This window comes from Rhodococcus sp. DMU2021 (genome assembly GCF_019641445.1).
Taxonomy (GTDB): Bacteria; Actinomycetota; Actinomycetes; order Mycobacteriales; family Mycobacteriaceae; genus Rhodococcus; species Rhodococcus pyridinivorans.
Window position 1 is genome coordinate 1 of record NZ_JAIFKB010000062.1, and the last position, 3,112, is coordinate 3,112.

Genomic DNA, 3,112 nt, shown 5'->3' on the forward strand with positions numbered 1-3,112 from the left:
CGGCGAGTCGGGTCGCTCGCTCGCGCAGTTCCTGTGGGTATTTGTAGTTCGCCATGGTGAGTCTGGGGTGATCCTTCCGGGATATCTGGCTCACCCTCAATGAAACCAGGGACGATTCATAGCGAGTGGCCCAGCGTTTCGCGGTCGGCCAGGTGTCGACCGTCGCGTAATTCCCCAGGGGTTTCCGTCATGGAATTCCCCATGTCCGGGTGTGCTGAGTCGAGGGTAGCCGGGCCGGTGCCCGGGTTGGTTCAGTTCGCGGCCGCGGTGCGGTTCCCGGGGCGTTTGCGTGGCCGGTAGGACGGGCCGTCCATCAGGATCTGGTGGCTGGTGTTGATCAACCGATCGAGCAGGGACTCGGCCACGACCGGATTCGGGAACAGCGGATACCAGTCTTTCGGGGCCCGGTTGCTCGTCAGAACCAACGGCTTGCCGGCGATCGCCCGGTCGGATACCAGATCGTAGAGATCATCGGACTGGGTGGTGGTGTGCTCGCGCATCGCGAAGTCGTCGATGATCAACACCAGCGGCCGGGTGTATTCGCGCATCCGTTGGCCGATGGTGCGGTCGGCGTGTCCACCGGCCAGATCGGCGAGCATCCGGGAACACTTGACGAACCGCACGTCCCCGCCGCGTCGGGCCACATGATGCCCTAGCGCTTGTGCCACATGGGTTTTGCCGACGCCGACGGGTCCGTAGAGGATCACCGACTCGCCGGCGTCGAGCCACCGCAGCGCAGCGAGATCCCGCAGCATCGCGGCCGGGAGCTTCGGGTTGGCGGTGAAGTCGAAGTCCTCGAAGGTGGCCTGCTGCTCGAACTTGGCCCGGCGCACCCGCCGGGCCAAGGCGGCGGTTTCGCGGCGGGCGATCTCGTCCTCGCAGAGCACCTGCAAGAACTCGAGGTGCCCGAGCTGCCCGTCGCGGGTCTGCGCCAGGCGCGCGTCGAGGGTGTCGAGCATGCCGGTCAGCTTCAAGGTTCTCAACGCAGCCCGCAGGCTGGGATCATGGATGGTCATGACAGGTGTCCTCACAGCATCTAGTGAAAGTAATTGCAGTTCAATATTTCTGGCGATATGAACGGATCAAGCGGATCGTTCGGTGTCGAACGCGGCCGGCCCACGGAGCAACGCCGGCGCGGTGACCCCGGCATCGACGGTGTCCTGGCCGTCGTGTTCGGTGCCGGCGACGAGGATGCCCTTGACGATGCGATAACGCGGATCACCGACCTCGAGGGCACGGGCGCAGGCCGCATCGATGCGGGCATCGTCGTAACGCGACCGCAGCCGGATGATGCCCTGGATCGCTCGCAGTCGATGGATCGCGTTGACCTGGGACAACTCGTCGACGATCGCGACCGCACCGGGCCCGATCTGCTCGGCCTGGACCCGGCACCACACCACCGTCTGCAACGTGAACGCGGTCTTCTCCGGCGGATAATGCTCGGGATTGGTCGCTCTCCCGGACAGGCGACGCACATGGGTGGCCACGACCTGCTCGTCGTGGAAGATCTGCACCACATCCCCCGCGGTGCGCACCAGCAATCGTCGGCCGATCAGCTGCCACGGCGCCGAATACAACGCCTTGCCGGCCTTGACGTGACAGTCCGGGGCCAGCTTGCCGGTGGAATAGACCACCGGCTCGAACCTCCTGGGCGGCAACGGCGTCAGGGTGTTCTTCTCGATGGCGTCGAACACCACCGCCGGGTGCGCACCACCGAGACCGCGATGCTGGTGCCGGCCGTAGACGTCGGTGCACCATGCCAGTGCGGCGTCCTGCATCTGCGTCAGCGAGGTGAACTCGCGGCCCCGGAAGAACGAGTCCCGGATATAGGGCATCGGGCGTTCGATGCGTGGTTTGTCCTTGGGTTTGCCGGCCCTCGCCGGATCGATGAGCACCTGATAGAAGTCGGCGAGTTCGGCATAGGCCCGGTTGATCTGCGGATCGTAGAGATCGGGACGGTCCACCCCGGTTTTGAGGTTGTCGCACACCATCCGCGCCGGGACGCCACCGAAGAACTCGAACGCGGCCACATGCGAGGCGCACCATAAGGTTTGATCCATCCGCAGCACCGGTTGGACGAACAGCATCCGTGAACACGCCAGAATCACCGCGAACGCCCACACCGCCACCCGCCGATCCGTCGCCGGATCGCGCCACATCCCCAACTTGCCGTAGTCGACCTGACCCTCGTCGCCCGGCGGCACCGGTCCACGGGGAAACGTGGCCTTCGACGCCGCGACACGATCGGCGAATCGTGTTGCGATATACCGCCGCACGGTCGATTCCGAAACGGGAACACCGCGATCGTCGCGCAGGCGTTGAGCGATCGTCGCCACGGTCACCGACTCGTCGAGTTGGCCCTCGATCCAGGCGTGGTGGGCGGCGATCGCCGGCCAGGTCACCGCCCGCGCCGTCGGGTCCACCACTTCCGGGAACCAGGACGTGATCAACTCGCGCCACAGGTTCTCGTCGAACTTCCCGCCGTCGCCCGGGCTCAACCCCGCCGCCAGCGCCGGCGCCAAGTACTTGCGGATGGTTTTGCGGTCGAGTCCCAGGGCTGTCGAGATCTGCACCTGGGAGCGGCCGGCATGCCAATGCCGGAACAACTCCATCAGATCGGTCATGGTCCACGTTCTCCTTGCCACCGTCGGGCCCCTTCCCAGGCCCTCGGTGGACCTTGGGAAGAAGCGAACCTGCAGCAGCACCCACACCCCGGCCGACACGCCCCAAAGGTGGGGAATTACGTGACAGGCGGGTGAGGAATTACGTGACGGGTCGACCCCTCAACCTGGGGAATTACATGACCGCTGACAGCCAGGCAACGTTGAAGTGCTCGGCGGCCCTGGCGATGGACCATCCCTCGTCGATGATGCGTCGGGCCAGCAGCAGCCGGCCCCTCGGAGTCAGAGGTGCGTTAGCGTGAACCACGAAGGTCTCCCGGTCGTTGAAGTGTGTGTCGTAGCAGCTCCACTTCACGACGGGAGACCTTCGCTGGGTTGCGTCCATCAGGATGGTGTACGAGCCGGATCGGATCCGATGACCGGCGTGTCGTAACCGGACGAAAGACGGTCACCGCGTGATTCTTCGAGAGAGCTACCAACTCGACTCGACG

Annotated in this window: 2 protein-coding genes; both read right to left on the reverse strand. The window is 65.1% G+C overall.

Annotated elements, in window-relative coordinates; translation table 11 throughout:
• Window positions 1-251: 251 nt before the first annotated feature.
• On the reverse strand, window positions 252-1,016 hold the full coding sequence (gene istB / locus K3M35_RS25480) for an IS21-like element helper ATPase IstB (RefSeq protein WP_220667254.1): 765 nt from the start codon (window positions 1,014-1,016) through the stop codon (window positions 252-254).
• Window positions 1,017-1,082: 66 nt separating this feature from the next.
• Window positions 1,083-2,624 carry an IS21 family transposase gene (istA, locus tag K3M35_RS25485; RefSeq protein WP_220667255.1) on the reverse strand — a complete coding sequence of 514 codons (1,542 nt, stop codon included), beginning with the start codon at window positions 2,622-2,624 and terminating at the stop codon, window positions 1,083-1,085.
• Window positions 2,625-3,112 lie beyond the last annotated feature (488 nt).

What these genes read in the sequence shown, in the direction of transcription:
- istB (WP_220667254.1), bottom strand. Translation starts at nt 1,016, where the DNA reads ATGACCATCCATGATCCCAGCCTGCGGGCTGCGTTGAGAACCTTGAAG.
- istA (WP_220667255.1), bottom strand. Translation starts at nt 2,624, where the DNA reads ATGACCGATCTGATGGAGTTGTTCCGGCATTGGCATGCCGGCCGCTCC.